Origin of the sequence: Agromyces sp. NBRC 114283 (assembly GCF_030268405.1) — a bacterium.
In the GTDB taxonomy this organism is placed as follows: Bacteria; Actinomycetota; Actinomycetes; order Actinomycetales; family Microbacteriaceae; genus Agromyces; species Agromyces mediolanus.
On the sequence record NZ_BSQP01000001.1, the window covers coordinates 3656159 to 3670993 of the forward strand.

13 protein-coding genes and 2 tRNA genes are annotated in these 14835 nt (G+C 74.1%); 5 read left to right on the forward strand and 10 right to left on the reverse strand.

The features are described from left to right. Positions 1-7: 7 nt before the first annotated feature. The 5 genes from QSJ60_RS17490 to QSJ60_RS17510 form a co-directional block, all read right to left on the reverse strand. Positions 8-916, reverse strand: coding sequence for a hypothetical protein (locus tag QSJ60_RS17490; protein WP_285464863.1), 909 nt, complete (start codon positions 914-916; stop codon positions 8-10). 79 nt (positions 917-995) lie between these two features. Further along, on the reverse strand, positions 996-1487 hold the full coding sequence (locus QSJ60_RS17495; RefSeq protein WP_189085580.1) for an FBP domain-containing protein: 492 nt from the start codon (positions 1485-1487) through the stop codon (positions 996-998). A 67-nt stretch (positions 1488-1554) separates the two neighbouring features. Further along, positions 1555-2883: an aminotransferase class V-fold PLP-dependent enzyme gene (locus tag QSJ60_RS17500; RefSeq protein ID WP_285464865.1), complete on the reverse strand. Its 1329-nt coding sequence runs from the start codon at positions 2881-2883 to the stop codon at positions 1555-1557. A 101-nt stretch (positions 2884-2984) separates the two neighbouring features. Next, positions 2985-4376, reverse strand: coding sequence for an NtaA/DmoA family FMN-dependent monooxygenase (locus QSJ60_RS17505; protein ID WP_285464866.1), 1392 nt, complete (start codon positions 4374-4376; stop codon positions 2985-2987). Positions 4377-4779: 403 nt separating this feature from the next. Next, entirely contained in the window at positions 4780-6732 is a 1953-nt protein-coding gene (locus QSJ60_RS17510; RefSeq protein WP_285464867.1) for a DEAD/DEAH box helicase, read from the reverse strand. An 89-nt stretch (positions 6733-6821) separates the two neighbouring features. Between QSJ60_RS17510 and QSJ60_RS17515 the strand changes: the two genes are divergently transcribed. Beyond that, the gene (locus tag QSJ60_RS17515; RefSeq protein ID WP_285464869.1) at positions 6822-7811 is read left to right on the forward strand and encodes an endonuclease/exonuclease/phosphatase family protein; all 990 of its coding nucleotides are present in this window, start codon (positions 6822-6824) and stop codon (positions 7809-7811) included. Positions 7812-7878: 67 nt separating this feature from the next. Then, positions 7879-9426: a glycosyltransferase gene (locus QSJ60_RS17520; RefSeq protein ID WP_285464871.1), complete on the forward strand. Its 1548-nt coding sequence runs from the start codon at positions 7879-7881 to the stop codon at positions 9424-9426. Positions 9427-9455: 29 nt separating this feature from the next. Here the strand turns inward: QSJ60_RS17520 and QSJ60_RS17525 are convergent, their stop codons facing one another. After that, positions 9456-9632 carry a hypothetical protein gene (locus QSJ60_RS17525; protein ID WP_285464873.1) on the reverse strand — a complete coding sequence of 59 codons (177 nt, stop codon included), beginning with the start codon at positions 9630-9632 and terminating at the stop codon, positions 9456-9458. Between the two features lie 17 nt (positions 9633-9649). Continuing rightward, a complete protein-coding gene (locus tag QSJ60_RS17530) occupies positions 9650-10411 on the reverse strand; it encodes a hypothetical protein (protein WP_285464875.1) in 762 nt (253 codons plus the stop codon). Positions 10412-10798: 387 nt separating this feature from the next. Between QSJ60_RS17530 and QSJ60_RS17535 the strand changes: the two genes are divergently transcribed. Beyond that, complete coding sequence (locus QSJ60_RS17535) at positions 10799-11362, forward strand: GIY-YIG nuclease family protein (RefSeq protein ID WP_285464877.1); 564 nt, start codon at positions 10799-10801, stop codon at positions 11360-11362. A 23-nt stretch (positions 11363-11385) separates the two neighbouring features. Here QSJ60_RS17535 and QSJ60_RS17540 read toward each other — a convergent pair whose 3' ends face one another. Next, positions 11386-11532 carry a hypothetical protein gene (locus QSJ60_RS17540; protein WP_285464879.1) on the reverse strand — a complete coding sequence of 49 codons (147 nt, stop codon included), beginning with the start codon at positions 11530-11532 and terminating at the stop codon, positions 11386-11388. Between the two features lie 351 nt (positions 11533-11883). Between QSJ60_RS17540 and QSJ60_RS17545 the strand changes: the two genes are divergently transcribed. Then, the gene (locus QSJ60_RS17545; RefSeq protein ID WP_285464881.1) at positions 11884-12711 is read left to right on the forward strand and encodes a hypothetical protein; all 828 of its coding nucleotides are present in this window, start codon (positions 11884-11886) and stop codon (positions 12709-12711) included. A 74-nt stretch (positions 12712-12785) separates the two neighbouring features. Here QSJ60_RS17545 and QSJ60_RS17550 read toward each other — a convergent pair. After that, a tRNA-Met gene (locus QSJ60_RS17550) sits at positions 12786-12859 on the reverse strand. A gap of 30 nt (positions 12860-12889) precedes the next feature. Further along, positions 12890-12961 (reverse strand) — tRNA-Thr (locus tag QSJ60_RS17555). A gap of 111 nt (positions 12962-13072) precedes the next feature. Here QSJ60_RS17555 and QSJ60_RS17560 point away from each other — a divergent pair. Further along, on the forward strand, positions 13073-14833 hold the full coding sequence (locus QSJ60_RS17560) for a glycoside hydrolase family 13 protein (protein WP_285464883.1): 1761 nt from the start codon (positions 13073-13075) through the stop codon (positions 14831-14833). Positions 14834-14835 lie beyond the last annotated feature (2 nt).

Here is a 14835-nt window from a genome sequence, read left to right on the forward strand (position 1 = left end):
GACCGGATCAGCGGACGGCCCGCCGCCACCCGCGCGCCGTCGTGACGAGCTCGCGGAAGCCGAGCCCGGTGAGCCGCTCCAGCGACTCGGCATCGTCGGCGTCCTCGGCGACGAGGAGCCGGCGCACCTCGCTGAGCTCGAGCCAGGCGCGGGCCTGCGCGAGCAGCCAGGGCAGCACCGAGGCATCCGCCTCGTCGTCGACGTCCCAGTCGGACAGCTCGGCGATCCCGACGCCGGCGGCGTGCCGTTCGGCGCGCCCGGCACCGAGGTCCAGCTCGAGGGAGCCGAGCTCCGAGCCGTCGCGCTCCGCGGCGAAGCGCACCCCCGCCGGGCCGAGCGTCCGTCGCACGGCGAGGCCGTCCGAGGCGAGCAGCGCGGGGTCGGGGAGCGAGGCGGTCGTCGCGAGCAGCACCGTCTCGGCCGGGCCGTCCCAGACGAAGCCGCCGCGCTCGAGGGCGGCCCGCACGTGCGGCCACGACTCGGGCACGCCGAAGACGCCGGGGAACGGCAGCTGCCCGTCGGCGTAGGCGATCCGGACGTCCCAGGCCGCCAGCTGGGCGAGGCAGGCGCGCAGCAGGGCGTCGGCCGCGGCATCCTCCTCGGGGATCACGAGGAACCACTGCACGAGCCCGGCGCCCCGGTAGTCCTCGCTCACGGCGGGCCGCTCGGCGAAACGCTGCAGGTGGGCGGCGGCGACGACGCGGTCGAGCTGTTCCACCACGATCGTGACGCGCTCGACGACCCACGGGTCGACGACGTATTCGTCGGGCTGGCGCTCGAGGCTCGCGAGCACGGTGTTCACCGAGACCCGGGCGCCCGGGATCACGGCGGAGAGGTGCGCGTTCACGAGCTCGGCAAGCTGCTCGCGGTCATCGCGTCGAGCGAGACGTGCGCGGGGGACGATCTGCATGGTCATGCCTCCAGAAGGAACGAAGAATGGGAGGCCGCCACGCGATGCGGTACGCCAACACCGTAGCAGAGCTCGGGCGGATGCCTCAGCCGCGCACGTTCGCCACGAATGCGCGGGTGCGCCGGGCCAGGCCCTCGATGCGGCGCAGCGCCTGCCAGCCGTCGCGCACCTCCGCCGGGGCGAGCGGCGCGTGCAGGCGCACGTTCTCCTGGCAGGAGAGGTCGGCGCAGAGGTAGCTGCCGAGCGAGTCGCCCTTCGCCCCCGCCGGCCCCGCCCGCCGCGCCGAGAACAGCGTCACCTGATCGGCGGGCTGCTGGGTGTGGCAGAGATTGCAGATCGCCGCGCGGTGCCGGGACATCGTCGTCTCGGCCGCGCGCAGCACGATCCCCACCGGCTCCTCGTCGAGGAGCGTCACGAGGTAGCCGAGCCGCCGGTTGGAGCGATCCCGCCAGGCGAGCGCGTCGAGCCGCTCCCACTCGGCGACGAGCACCTCGATCGGCAGCTCGAACTGCTCGAGCTCGGCCGGCGTCGCGTTCACGAACGACTCGCGGATCTCCGCCTCGCTGAGCGCCCGCATGCCTCTCCCTCCGACCCAGCCACCCTACGCCCGGAGCGGCGGCGCAGGCGCAGGCCCCGGCGCCGGCTCAACGGGCGCGGTGCAGGAGCGCGGGCCGCGGCCGGTCGTCGGAGACCGGCTTCCAGCCGTCGGGGGTCCGGCGGTACTTCGCCCGCGGCCCTTCGACGACGAGCTGCTCGAGGGCGGCGAGGAAGCGGTCGATCTCGGCCTCGCCCGTGCCGAGCCCGACGCTCGCGCGCAGCCCGTTCGACCGGCTCGCGACGCGGTCGAAGAGCGGGTGGGCGCAGAAGCGGCCGGCCCGCACCGAGACGCCGTGCTCGGCCGAGAGGGCGGCGGCGAGGAGGCCGACGGAACCGTGCTCGAGCTCCAGGGTGACGATGCCGAGCGGCTCGGGGGCGTCGTCGAACGCCCGGATGCGGCGCACCCCGGCGATGCGCTCGATCCCGGCGCCCAGCCGCTCTGCGAGCGCCGCCTCGTGCGCCGCGCGCGCCGGCTCGCCCAGCCGTTCGAACTCGGCGAGCGCCGCGGCGATCGCGGCCGCGCCGAGCACGTTCGGCGTCCCGGCCTCGTGCCGTTCGGCGCCGGTCCGCCAGGCCACCGCGTCGAGCGCGACGTCGGCGACCGCGCCGCCGCCCGCGAGGTAGGGGGCCGCCGCGTCGAGCCAGTCGGCCCGGCCGACGAGCGCCCCGGCGCCGTACGGGGCGTACGCCTTGTGGCCGGAGAAGGCGAGGTAGTCGGCGCCGGACTCGGCGAGGGAGACGCGGCGGTGCGGCAGGAGCTGCGCGGTGTCCACCGCGAGCCGGGCGCCGTGCGCGTGCGCGAGCTCGGCGAGCCGGGCGATGGGGAGCAGCTCCCCCGTCACGTTCGAGGCGCCGGTGACGGCGAGGAGGGCGGCGGGACATCGGGCGAGCTCGGCCCCGAGGGCGAGAAGCGTCGCCTCGATGCTCGGCTGCGCGACGACGACGCGGCGGCTCCGCCAGGGCAGCAGGTTCGCGTGGTGCTCGAGGTCGAGCACGACCACATCGCCTGGCACGGCGCTCGCGAGCAGGTTCAGCGAGTCGGTCGTGTTGCGGGTGAAGACGACGAGGTCGTCGTCGCGGGCCCCGACGTGGCGGGCGACGGCCGCCCGGGAGCCCTCGACGAGCTCCGTCGCGAGCTCCGAGGCGTAGCCGGTGCCGCGGTGCACGCTCGAGTACCAGGGCGTGATCTCGGCGACGTGCTGCGCGACCGCGACGAGCGGCGGCGCGGAGGCGGCGAGGTCGAGGTTCGTGTGCGGCACCCGGTCGCCGCCGAGCACGGGGACGACGAGCCCGCGGTCGGCGAGCTCGGCGAGCGGCATCAGCGGGGACTCCGTCGCCCGCGCCTTCCGTTCCGCCACCGTGCTCGCTCCAGTCATGCGGCGACGCTACGACCGCCCGGCGGCGCCCGCCAGCGGCCGGGTCACACACCGGAACGCGGCGTCACACGACGTCATGCGTACCGGCGTCCGCCGCCGGCTCAGCCCTGCAGCGCCCCGAGCGCGGCGTGCACGCTGTCGGGGCGGGCGAGGCCGAGGTGCTCGCGCAAGGTCGTCCCCTCGTAGGCCCGCGGCAGCAGCCCGCGGCGCTGCAGCTCGGGTGCCACGAGCGAGGTGAACGCCTCGAACTGCGACGGCTGCACCGCGGACAGCACGTTGAAGCCGTCGACCGCGCCCGCGTCGCCCCAGGCCTCGAACTCGGTCGCGACGTCCTCGGCGGTGCCGACGATGATCGGCGCCGTCACGGCCGCGGCGACCACGAGGTGGCGCAGCGTCGGCGGGCGGAATCCCGCCGGCGTGCGGCCGGTGCGCTCCGCGACGATCTCGACGAGCTGCTGCCCCGCCTGGCCGAACTGCGCAGCGACCGCCGGCGTCACCGCGAGGTCCGGGGAGACGCCCTGCAGGTCCACCCCCACGAGCGGCGAGAGGCTCGCGAGGGAGCGCTCGGCGGGGAACCCGGGCGGCGGCCCGTCCGGCCAGTCGTCGACGAGCCGGACGAGCTCCGAGAGCTCGTCGGCGATGGCCTGCGCGCCCGCCCGCGTCTCGGCGACGATGGGCAGCACCGGGGCGATGACCTTCAGCGTCCGGTCGTCCCGGCCGGACTCGAAGGCGAGCGCCCGCAGCTCCTCGCGGACGGTGACCGCGTGGGCGAGGTCGTCCGCCGCGACGAGGGCGAGGTCGGCGCTGCGGGCGGCGATGAGCCGCGAGGCCGGCGAGGCGCCCGAGCGGACGATGGGCGGATGCCCCTGCACCGGTCGCACGGCGTTCAACGCGCCGTCGACCCGCAGGTGCGTGCCGCGGAAGCGCGCCTCGTGCAGGCTCGCCGGGTCGAGGAAGTCGCCGGTCGAGGCATCCGCGACGATCGCGTCGTCGTCGAAGGAGTCCCAGAGCCGCTTCAGCACCGTCTCGAACTCGACGGCCCGCTCGTAGCGGCTCGGGTGCACCCGCTCGGCGTCGAGCCCGTGGTTGCCGGCCGCCCTCGCGTCGGCGGTCGTGACGAGGTTCAGGCCGACGCGTCCGCCGGAGAGCAGCTCGATCGACGCCGTCGCCCGGGCGACCGAGTACGGGTCGGCGTAGCTCGAGTCGACCGTCGCGATGAGCCCGATGCGCTCGGTGACGGCCGCGAGGTGCGCCACCGCCGAGAGCGGGTCGATGCGGGCGAGCAGGTACGGGTCCCGGTGGGCGAGCTCGGGCCCGGTCGAGAGCCAGTCGCCGAAGAACAGGTGGTCGAGGCGGGCGCGCTCGGCGAGCCGCGCGGTCAGCCGGAGCACGCCGGCGTCGCCCCGCGGGTCGCGGTGCGCGCCCGGGTAGCGCCAGCCGGAGGGATAGGCGCCGAGCGCCCGCACCATGGCGCCGATGATGAGTCTCGTCATGCTGCGCCTCCCCCGTCGCCTGCCCGGTCGAAGGCGGCGTCCCGGCCCGGATCGGGGCCGTCCCGACGACGGTAGGGGTGGGCGGCGGCGCTCGCGAGCCCCCGCCGACGCACGGGGTAAGACGGCGCAACACGCGGCCACACAGCCGGCCCGGGCGCTCAGGGGATTCGCAGGAAGCGCCGCGTCATGTTCCTCGCGGCGGGCCGTCTCTCAGTCGAGGCGGGTGCGCAGCGGATCCCCCGATCCTGTGCCCCCGTTCGCCGCGAGAGCCTGCTCCGGCGGCGACCCCCGGGCCCCGAGCCCGGGGGCTCCCAGCCTCGGCGCCAGCCGGCCCAGCACCCCCAACCTCGAGTTGCCCGACTTTCATGAAAGTCGGGCAACTCGGGGTTCTGCAGCCGGCGGCTCAGTCCTCGCGGCGGCGCGCGCTGTGGCGCGGCTTGCGCGGCGGCGGGCCGTTCCGCTCCTCGTCGCGCCGCGGACCGCGGTCGTCGTCGCGCCGGCGGCCGCGGTCCGCGTCGCGGTCGAAGCGCTGGGGGCCACCGCGGTCGGGGCGCAGCTCGATCAGCCGGCCGGAGATGCGGGTGCCCTCGAGCCGGTCGAGCACGTCGCGCGGCAGCTCGGCGGGCAGCTCCACGAGCGAGAAGTCGCCGCGGATCTGGATGCGCCCGAAGTCCTCGCGGCGCAGACCGCCCTCGTTCGCGAGCGCGCCGACGATCTGCCGCGGCTCGACGCGGTGCCGGCGGCCGACCGCGATGCGGTAGCTCTGCAGCTCCCCGGCGTCGCCGCGGCGACGGCGCTCGGGCCGCTCCCGGCCGCCGTCCCGATCGTCGCGGTCGCGGCGCTCGCGTCCGCGGTCGTCGCCGTCGCGCTGGCGTCCGCGCCGCTCCTCGTCGCGCCGGCCGCGCTCGAAGCGGGGCTCGGGGTCGGGCTCGAGCAGCAGCGGCGACTCGCCCTGGCCGACCACGGCGAGCGCGGCGGCCACGTCGACCTCGGGCACGTCGTGGTGGCGCACGTAGTGGGCGATGATGTCGCGGAACGCCTCGATCCGGCTCGTCTCGTCGAGGGCCGCGGTGATGCGGTCGTCGAATCGGGCGAGCCGGGTCTCGTTCACCTCGTCGACGCTCGGCAGCGGCATCTGCGCGATCGGCTGCCGCGTCGCCTTCTCGATGCGGGCCAGGAGGCCGCGCTCGCGCGGCGTGACGAAGCTGATCGCGTCGCCCGTGCGGCCGGCGCGGCCGGTGCGGCCGATGCGGTGCACGTACGGCTCCGAGTCAGTCGGGATGTCGTAGTTCACGACGTGGCTGATGCGGTCGACGTCGAGGCCGCGGGCCGCGACATCCGTCGCCACGAGGATGTCGAGCGCGCCCGACTTCAGCTGCTCGACCGTGCGTTCCCGCTGCGCCTGGGCGAGGTCGCCGTTGATCGCGGCGGCGGAGAAGCCGCGGGCGCGCAGCTTCTCGGCGAGCTCCTCGGTGGCGTTCTTCGTGCGGACGAAGACGATCATGCCCTCGAAGTTCTCGACCTCGAGGATGCGGGTGAGGGCGTCAAGCTTCTGCATGTGCGAGACGACGAGGTGGCGCTGGGTGATGTTCGCCGAGGTCTGCGTCTTGCCCGCGACGCGCACCTCCTCGGGGTCGTGCAGGTACTGCTGCGACATCCGCCGGATCATCGCCGGCATCGTGGCCGAGAACAGGGCGACCTGCTTGTCGTCTGGGGTGTCGGCGAGGATCGACTCGACATCCTCGGCGAAGCCCATGCGCAGCATCTCGTCGGCCTCGTCGAGCACGAGGTAGCGGATGCCGGAGAGGTCGAGCGTGCCCCGGTCGAGGTGGTCCATGATGCGGCCGGGTGTGCCGACGACGACGTGCACGCCGCGGCGGAGGGCGGAGAGCTGCACGCCGTAGCCCTGCCCGCCGTACACCGGCAGGATGTGCACGCCGGGCAGGTGCGCGGCGTAGCGCTCGAAGGCCTCGCAGACCTGCAGCGCGAGCTCGCGCGTCGGGGCGAGCACGAGCGCCTGCGGCTCGCGCACGTCGAGGTCGAGGCGGGCGAGGATGGGCAGCGCGAACGCCGCCGTCTTGCCGGTGCCGGTCTGGGCGAGTCCGACGACGTCGCGGCCTTCGAGGAGCAGCGGGATCGTCGCGGCCTGGATGGCGGAGGGGGTCTCGTAGCCCACGTCGTCGAGCGCGGCGAGCACGGGGCCGTCGAGGCCGAGCGCGGCGAAGCCGGAGGGCGAGGCGGGGGCGTCGGACGGAACGTCCGCGGAAGCGTCGACGGCGGACTCCTCGGCCTCGGCAGTACCGGCGGTGGGTGCTGCGTCGGCCGGGTCGGGCGTCGGGAAGTCGTCAGAGGTCACGCTCCAGGGTAGTCCTCGCAGGATGTCCAGCGCCTGTGCAGCTCGAGGCGGTACGGTCGGAGCCAGGTCCCCCACGGCCGTTCCCCACTATGACGCGCACGCTTCCCCAGCCCCCAGCCACGTCGGCCGCCGCGCCTGCCCGCGCCCCCGATGCGCGGCGCGGGCTGGGCCGCCGCCGGGCGGTCGCGGTCCTGGCGCTCGCGTTCACGGCGGTGGTGCTGCTCGGCCTCGTGCCCGGCTTCGTCGGCTCGGCGGTGTCGACCGCGCTGCCCTGGCTCGGGCTGCTGCTCGTGCCGCTGCTCGTCGCCGCGCTCGCGGTGCGCGGCCGCACCTGGCTCGTCGCCCTCGTGCCCGCCATCGCCTGGGCGTTCGCCGTCGGTCCCTCCTTCGCCTGGCTGCCCGCCTCGGACGGCGTCGGCGCGGCGGACGCCGCGGAGGCCCCGGCCGAGCTCGTCTTCGCGAGCCAGAACGTCGAGGCCCTCTCGGGCACGGCGGCCGACTCCGCGACGACGCTCGCCGCCGCGGGTGCCGACGTCGTCGCGCTCACCGAGCTCGAGGGCGACGCCAGGGCGCAGGCGGATGCCGCGCTCGAGGCGAGCCATCCGTACTCCTACGCGGTGGGCACCGTCGGCATCTGGAGCACCTCGCCGATCTCGAACGCCCGTCCGCTCGAGCTCGGCCTCGGCTGGAACCGGGCGCTCACGGTCGACATCTCGGCGCCGGCGGGGCTCGTCAGCGTCTACGTCGTGCACGCCGCCTCGCTGCGGCCGGGCGCCCAGTCCGACCGGGACACGATGCTCGACGAGCTCTCCGCCGTCATCGACCGCGACGAGAACGAACGGGTGGTCGCGCTCGGCGACTTCAACGCGGCGTCGACCGATCCCGCGCTCGCGGGCATCCGGCGCACACTGAGCGAACCGGGCCAGTCGGAGCCGTCGTTCGGCTTCACCTGGCCGGCGGCGTTCCCCGTCGCCCGCATCGACCACCTCTTCCAGCGCGGGCTGACGCCGGTCGAGAACACTGTGATCCCCGCCGGCGCGAGCGACCACCTGGCGGTGCTCACGACGCTGCGCTACTGAGCGCGACGGGCCGCCGCGCACAGGGGCCGTCCAGCCGGCGCCAAGGCTCCGCCGCTACCGTCGTCGCATGAGCGATCGGGGGGTGGCGGCGCAGACTGCGCCGCAGGTGCGGATGCCACGGGGGCGGCAGTTCGCGGTGACGTGGGCGATTCCGAGCGACTACGGCGGCATGACGCAGGCGATGCTCGCGCGCTGCGCCTCCTTCGCGCGGCTCGCGGGCACCCCGGTCGACGTGCTGACCTTCGACGCCCACCCCGACGTGCCGGGACTCGAGGCGGGGCTCCGCGCTCGCGGCGCCCTCGCCGACGGCGTGCGGCTGCGGAACCTGTACGAGTGGCTGCGGGAGCATCCGCTGCCCGGCGGCTCGCTCCGCCTCGACCGCGACGCCTTCACCCCGCTCGGCGAGGCCGAGGTCGACGAGCTGCTGCGCCGCGGCGACCGCGTGATGGCGCGGCTCCGGCACGACACCGACGGCCGGCTCCTGCAGATCGACCACCTGCGCGCCGACGGCACGCTCCTGCTGAGCGACCGCCGCGACACGAAGGAGCGCGGCGCCCTCGGCGGCCGCTCGGTCGTGCTCTGCGACGCGCACGGCGAGCCGGTGCGCTCGTGGGCGCGCATCTGGCACCTCTACACGGCCTGGCTCGACGCGCTCACGGCCGGCGAGCGCAGCTTCATGATCGTCGACAGCAAGACGATCGCCCCGTTCATGCTCGGCTACCGGCGCAAGCACGTCGTCACCGCGCACGTCGTGCACGCTTCGCACCGCTCGGGCGGCGGCGAGACGCATCCGGTCCGAGCCTCCCGGCGGGAGGTCTTCGACCGCATCGACGAGTTCGACCTCGTCGCGCTGCTGTCCAGGCGCCAGGCGCAGGAGGTCGCCGAGCTCGTCGGCGCCCGCCCCAATGTGGTCGTCATCCCCAATGCGCGCCCCGCCCGCGCCGACGCCGCACCGACGATCGTGCGCCCGCGCGCGGGCGGCGTGGTGCTCGCCGCGCTCACCCGCCGCAAGCGGGTGCAGCACGCGGTGCGCGCGATGGCCATCGCCAACGAGGGGCGGGCGACGCCCGTGCGGCTCGACGTGTACGGCGACGGCGAGTGCCGCGCCGAGATCGAGGCGCTCGCCGCCGAAGCGCCGGGCGTGGTGCTGCACGGCTACGACCCGTCGGCCAGGCAGCACCTCGACGGCGCCTCGTTCATGCTGCTGACGTCCCGTTCGGAGGGCTTCCCGCTCGTCCTCGTCGAGAGCATGGCCGCGGGCTGCCTGCCGATCGCCTACGACATCCGCTACGGCCCCGCCGACCTGATCCGCGATGGGCGGAACGGCTTCCTCGTCCCGGAGGGCGACGTCGCCGGGCTCGCCCGCGCCGTGCAGCGGCTGGAGGCGATGCCCGCCGCCCGCGTGTCGGCGATGCGCCGGCGGGCGATGCAGGCCGCGCGCGACTTCGACGAGGACCGGGTGGTCGCGAAGTGGGCGCTCGAGTTCGAGCGCGCCCTCGAGCGGCGCCGCCCGACGCCGCAGTCCCGGCTGCAGCGGCTCCGCCGCGCGGTGTCGCGTTCGCCGCTCGGCCCGGTGCTGCGCACGGTGCTCCGACCCGTCCGCGCGCGGCGCTGAGCCGGGGCATCCGCCTCAGCCAGGTCGCCCTACCTGAACAGCACGACGGCGACGAACACTCCGACCGCCGCGACGATGACCAGCACCGGGTGCCACCACCGAATCCGCATCGGTCTCGACGCGGGACCGCTGCGGAAGGACGGATTGAGCGGGGCGTCGTTCATTCCGGGCATCTGGCCGAGGTCGTGCCGGTGCTGATCGTCCATGACGGCCACCTTTCGCACTACTCGCCCGGCCCCGTGACCAACACAATAGCCGTAGGGGCTGGGCCAGCGGATCGAGTCGTTGGCTCGCCGATCAGGACGACTTCCCCGCTGATCGGCTCACCGGAGTTGATTGCGATCGCGTCGGTGAGGCGGACAAGGCCTGCTGCCGCCGCAGCTTGCTCAGTGATTCCGCCGGCAGGAGCGAGTGCGACTTGAAGAGACTCGTTGGGGCCCTGCATGTGCGTGCTGAGACCGTACGCTGCGAAGGTCGCGGCATCCGCACAACTTGAACCGACATAGTCGCCGCCCTGCAGAATGAAGATGCAGGTCTCACCGTTGCTTGCCACACCGGTCCAAAGCTCGCCGCCAGCAGTTGCCCCATACGACGTCAACGCAAATCCCTCGGCTTGCCCGCTGCGCAGGTCGGCGGCAACGACGTCCACGCTCGCCGGCGGTTCGATATCATCCTCGCCGTCGCTCACGTCCAGTGCCTGTGGTGCAGAACGCCCCAGAACAGCGCCTAGGAGCCAGGCCTTGACCTCGATCCGGTCGTTCGCCCCGGTGCCTGGCAGGAATGTGAACTGGGCTTTCGTCTCTCCGTAGCCGCGTGGGCCATTCTGAGTCGCCATGCCCTGACCGGTGTTCGAGTAGCCGTTGTACCAGGCGACGGTCTTCCATGTGTATCCGTCCGCGCCTTGGATCTTCGCAGAGACACCAGTGCGCGAGAAACTCGTCGCGCCGGTGCTCCGATCCGAGTACCAGGATCCGTTCGGGTTCACCGACTTCGACAGCCATGTGTACTCTGCCGACGAGGCCGGGCTAGAAGCCCCGCCGACGACAGCTGCCAATGCAAGGCCGAACGCAGCAGCTCCAAGACTCGCCCGCCGCTTTCGAGATCCGCACCGACCACGCCCACTTCTGTCCACAATCACTCCCGTCGTTCACAAGCACTCGCTTGAGCAAGTTCGGAGACGGTATCGAAACACGGCGGACGATTGGTTTTGTTGTCCACAGCCCAGCCGGCCGAAGCACAGAGACCACCGAGGCCGTGCCCCGGACACTGAGCAAGAGCACCACCGGAGACGTGCAGTCCGTCCCGTCCGCGCGCGGCGCTGAGCCGGGGCATCCGCGGCGTCGATGTCGCCGGTGCGGCGTACGGTGCAGGCGTGGACGACCGCTGCGCGCTGACGGATGCCTCGGGCGCCCCCTGCCCGAAGCCGACAGCGCCCGGTGCGCCGCTCGCACTCTGCGCGGCCCACCTCGCCGTCGCGCTCGACTGGGCCGAGGGCGAGTTCGGCGCACGGGGCCTGCTGCTCTCGCCCTGCCTCGCCTGCGGCGGCCGGGTGGGCGTGCGCTACCCCGGCGGCACCCTGTGCGAGCGCTGCGGCTGGCGCGCCGGCGACGTGCCCGACCGCGAGTTCGGCGCGCCGATCGTCGAGGTCGTGTACTACCTGCGCTTCGACGACCGCATCAAGATCGGTACGAGCGGGCGGCTGCGCGCCCGGGTCGCCGCGCTCCCCCACGACGAGCTGCTCGCGCTCGAGCCCGGCGGCCGGGCGAGCGAGCGGCGCAGGCACGAGCAGTTCGCGGCCTCTCGCATCCCCGGCACCGAGTGGTTCGAGCGCTCGGCCGAGCTCGACGCTCACGTCGCCGCGCTCGCGCTCGGCGTCGACGATCCGTGGGCGCAGTACGACGAGTGGTTGGCGGCGCGCGCCGCCGCGTTCGCCTGAGCGCCGGCCCACGCGCCCCGGACTCACACCCGGCGGATGCTGACGGCCTTCCACCCCTCGGGGATCTGCGCCTTCGCCGCGGCCGTCGCGGTCTCCTCGTCGGCGCCGTCGGCCTCGACGACGACCGCCTCGCCCGATGACGGGTTCGTCGCGATGATCGTGACCTTCATGCCTTCGACCGTACGTCGCGCCTCCGACGAACGCACCCCTCCATGACCATCGCCGACACGGAAGGCCGCACGCTCCGCGGCACGGAACAGGCCCGGCCCGCGGTCCGAGACCGCGCACCGGGCCACCCCATTCCGTGCATTGATCGCTCCCTAGTGCGACGGATTCATCCCACACCCGGAGGGCGTCGCAGGAAAGGGGTTGACAGCGCAGCTTCGAGCGGCCTCGCCCCGCGCGACGCCGGCTGGGCGCACGGCGAGTCCGGGGCGGTAAGCGTCGGCCCCGGACGGCTTCGGAGAATCCGCTCCGATCCGTCAGGATGGGAGGCAGCAAGCGAGACGATCCGGGGAGACATGACACAGCACGCAGCGAAGACCCGTGTTCGATGGTGGCTGGCGATCGCCGGCGCCGGCACAGTGCTCGCCGTCGCGGCAGGCCTGATGACGGCGGGCGTCGGCATGCCGCGGATCCCCGCCGGCGGCGTCCGGATCGACGCACCGGACGCCCTCGTCGTCCGCGACGCGTCCGGCGCGACGACCGAGCTCCGTCTGATCAACGGCCTGCCAGCGCTGGTCGACCCGCAGGTGTTCGGGATCGAAGCCGTCGACACGACGTCCTACGTCGACGCCGAGGTTCCGGTGGACGCCGACATCGGCTTCCTCATGCCCGGCGAGGAGCCCCCCGCTTCGCGCCAGGTGCGCGGCCAGGGCATCGACGACGCCGGCGAGCTCCGCGACATGTACGACGCCCTCGGCGGGTACGTCGTGATCGACGACGGCGAGAGCGGGGCCCTGCCGGAGGACCTCGACAGTTCCGGCGATCGCACGGCCGGGAAGGGCAGCTCGGACCTCGTCGTCCAGGTGGACGACGAGGCGGTGTCCCGCCTCTTCCCCGCCTACAACGTGACGCTTCGCGACGCCTCGGGCGCCGAGGCGGAGGCCCCGGCATGGGACGTGCAGTTCGACCTCGCGGCCGCGCACGAACAGGGCCGCACGAACCTGCCCCTGCCCCTCGCCTGGTACGCCTCGCCGTTCGCGCACGCGCTCGACGCCGCGGCGCCGTGGCTGCTCTGGGGCTTCGTGCTGGTGACGCTGCTCGCCCTCGCCCTCGCCAGGTGGGACCACGTGCGGGCCCGGCGCGCCGACGCGGCTGCGGAAGCCGTGCCCGCCGAGGAACGGTAGCGGCGCGAAAGCCCGGAACAAGAAGCCCGGAGACGAGAGAAGCCCGGAACTCCTGGAGTTCCGGGCTTTTCCGGTAGCGAGGGCGGGACTCGAACCCGCGACACCACGATTATGAGCCGTGTGCTCTAACCACCTGAGCTACCCCGCCGCAAGGCCTCCGGCCGAAGCCGGGAACCAGAGCCCCGAGTCAGGATTGAACTGACGACCCCTTCCTTACCATGGAAGTGCTCTACCACTGAGCTATCGGGGCGCGTCGCCGCGTTCGGCAACCGTTCGAGGATAGCACCTCGGCGGCGCACCGCCGAATCGAGGCCGGCTCCCGGAAACAGCCCCGTCGGACCCGTCGCGTACAGTGAGCGCTATGACGAGCGAGTGGTGGCGGACGGCCGTGATCTACCAGATCTACCCGCGCAGTTTCGCGGACGCGAACGGCGACGGCATGGGCGATCTGGCGGGCATCACCGCCCGGCTCGGCGCGCTCGCCGAGCTCGGCGTCGACGCCATCTGGCTCTCGCCGTTCTACACCTCCCCGCAGCACGACGCCGGCTACGACGTCGCCGACTACCGCGACGTCGACCCGCTGTTCGGCACCCTCGCCGACTTCGACACGATGCTCGCCGAGGCGCACGCCCGAGGCATCCGCGTCATCGTCGACCTCGTGCCGAACCACTCCTCGAACGAGCACGCCTGGTTCCAAGCCGCCCTGGCCGCCGGCCCCGGCAGCACCGAACGCGCCCGGTACCTGTTCCGCGACGGCCGCGGCGAGGCCGGCGAGCTGCCGCCGAACAACTGGGACTCCGTCTTCGGCGGCCCGGCGTGGACCCGGGTGACCGAGGCCGACGGGCAGCCGGGCCAGTGGTACCTGCACCTCTTCGACTCCTCGCAGCCCGACTTCGACTGGACGAACGACGAGGTCCGCGAGGAGTTCCGCGACATCCTCCGGTTCTGGCTCGACCGCGGCGTCGACGGCTTCCGCGTCGACGTCGCCCACGGCCTCATCAAGGCCGAGGGCCTGCCCGACTGGACCCCGCCCGCCGAGGGCGGCAGCATGGGCGGCGCCGGCGGCCTCGCCGACGACGCGCCCGACGCCGAACGCCCCGTGCCGAGCGCCGAGCCGGGCGTCGCGCTCGAGCCCGGCATCTCCTCCGAGCCCGGCGACGCCCCGCCGTTCTGGGCACAAGACGGCGTGCACGAGATCTACCGCGACTGGCGCGCCCTGCTCGACGACTACCCGGGCGAGCGCATCCTCGCCGCTGAGGCCTGGGTCGACCCCCTCGCCCGCGTCGCCCAGTGGGTCCGCCCCGACGAGATGCACCAGTCCTTCAACTTCGCCTACCTCGAAACACCCTGGCGGGCCGCCGCCCTGCGCCGTGTCGTCGACGAGTCCCTCGCCGCGTTCGGCGCCGTCGGCGCCCCCTCCACCTGGGTGCTCTCGAACCACGACGTCGTGCGCCACCCCACCCGCCTCGCCCTCACCGTCGGCAATCTCCAGGGCCACGGCGTCGGCCCCCGCACCCCGGGCATCGGCGACCCCGCCACCGGGCTCCGCCGCGCCCGCGCCGCGACCGCGCTCATGCTCGCCCTCCCCGGCTCCGCGTACCTCTACCAGGGCGAGGAGCTCGGACTCCCCGAGGCCATCGACCTCCCCGACGACGCCCGGCAGGACCCGACCTGGTTCCGCACGAACGGCGAACGCTACGGCCGCGACGGCTGCCGCGTCCCCATCCCCTGGGAGGCCGGCTCGCCCTCCTTCGGCTTCGGCCCGACGGATGCCTCCTGGCTGCCCCAGCCCGCCGAGTGGGCCGACTACGCCCGCGACCGCCAGCAGGGCGTCCCCGGCTCGACCCTCTCGATGTACCGGGCCGCCCTCCGGCTGCGCCGCGAGCACGCCCTCGCGAGCGGCACCCTCGAGTGGATCGAGACGCCCGACGCCCCCGACGTCGTCGCCTTCACGAACGGCGCACTGCTCGTCGTCGCGAACACCGGCGACACCACCATCTCGCTCGCGGAGGTGCTGCCCGACGAGCACACCGCCGCTGCGGCCGCGCAGCCGCTGCTCGCCTCGGGCGACCTGGCCCGCGGCATCCTGCCCGCCGACACCACGGTCTGGCTCACCCGCTGAGC

What these genes read in the sequence shown, in the direction of transcription:
- QSJ60_RS17490 (WP_285464863.1), bottom strand. Translation starts at nt 916, where the DNA reads ATGACCATGCAGATCGTCCCCCGCGCACGTCTCGCTCGACGCGATGAC.
- QSJ60_RS17495 (WP_189085580.1), bottom strand. Translation starts at nt 1,487, where the DNA reads ATGCGGGCGCTCAGCGAGGCGGAGATCCGCGAGTCGTTCGTGAACGCG.
- QSJ60_RS17500 (WP_285464865.1), bottom strand. Translation starts at nt 2,883, where the DNA reads ATGACTGGAGCGAGCACGGTGGCGGAACGGAAGGCGCGGGCGACGGAG.
- QSJ60_RS17505 (WP_285464866.1), bottom strand. Translation starts at nt 4,376, where the DNA reads ATGACGAGACTCATCATCGGCGCCATGGTGCGGGCGCTCGGCGCCTAT.
- QSJ60_RS17515 (WP_285464869.1), top strand. Translation starts at nt 6,822, where the DNA reads ATGACGCGCACGCTTCCCCAGCCCCCAGCCACGTCGGCCGCCGCGCCT.
- QSJ60_RS17520 (WP_285464871.1), top strand. Translation starts at nt 7,879, where the DNA reads ATGAGCGATCGGGGGGTGGCGGCGCAGACTGCGCCGCAGGTGCGGATG.
- QSJ60_RS17525 (WP_285464873.1), bottom strand. Translation starts at nt 9,632, where the DNA reads ATGGACGATCAGCACCGGCACGACCTCGGCCAGATGCCCGGAATGAAC.
- QSJ60_RS17540 (WP_285464879.1), bottom strand. Translation starts at nt 11,532, where the DNA reads ATGAAGGTCACGATCATCGCGACGAACCCGTCATCGGGCGAGGCGGTC.
- QSJ60_RS17545 (WP_285464881.1), top strand. Translation starts at nt 11,884, where the DNA reads ATGACACAGCACGCAGCGAAGACCCGTGTTCGATGGTGGCTGGCGATC.
- QSJ60_RS17560 (WP_285464883.1), top strand. Translation starts at nt 13,073, where the DNA reads ATGACGAGCGAGTGGTGGCGGACGGCCGTGATCTACCAGATCTACCCG.